Below are 563 nucleotides of genomic sequence, written 5' to 3' on the forward strand. Positions count from 1 at the left end.
TTGTCGAAGCGCATGCCCTCGGTGAGCTCCAGCTCCAGACCGAAGGTGTTGCTCTCCTCGACGGTGATGACGCCTTCCTTGCCGACCTTGTCCATCGCCTCGGCGATCATCTCGCCGATCTGGGCGTCGCCCGCGGAGATGGAGGCGGTGGAGGCGATCTGCGCCTTCGTCTCCACGTCCTTGGCCAGCTTGGACAGCTCCTCCGAGACCCGCTCGACCGCGGCCTCGATGCCCTTCTTCAGCGACATCGGGTTGGCCCCGGCGGCCACGTTGCGCAGGCCCTCGCGCACCAGCGCCTGGGCCAGCACGGTGGCGGTGGTGGTGCCGTCACCGGCGACGTCGTCGGTCTTCTTGGCGACTTCCTTGACGAGCTCGGCCCCGATCTTCTCCCACGGGTCCTCCAGCTCGATCTCCTTGGCGATGGAGACGCCGTCGTTGGTGATGGTGGGGGCGCCCCACTTCTTCTCCAGCACGACGTTGCGGCCCTTGGGGCCCAGGGTCACCTTGACCGCGTCGGCGAGCTGGTTCATGCCGCGCTCAAGACCGCGACGGGCGTCCTCGTC

Annotated in this window: 1 protein-coding gene; it reads right to left on the minus strand. The window is 67.9% G+C overall.

What is annotated here, in order from left to right; all coding sequences use genetic code 11:
- Nucleotides 1-563, minus strand: a 563-nt coding sequence (locus tag Pta02_RS40895; protein WP_275409664.1) for a TCP-1/cpn60 chaperonin family protein, incomplete at both ends; no start/stop codon positions are given.

The organism is Paraplanobispora takensis, from assembly GCF_016863195.1.
Classification (GTDB): domain Bacteria; phylum Actinomycetota; class Actinomycetes; order Streptosporangiales; family Streptosporangiaceae; genus Planobispora; species Planobispora takensis.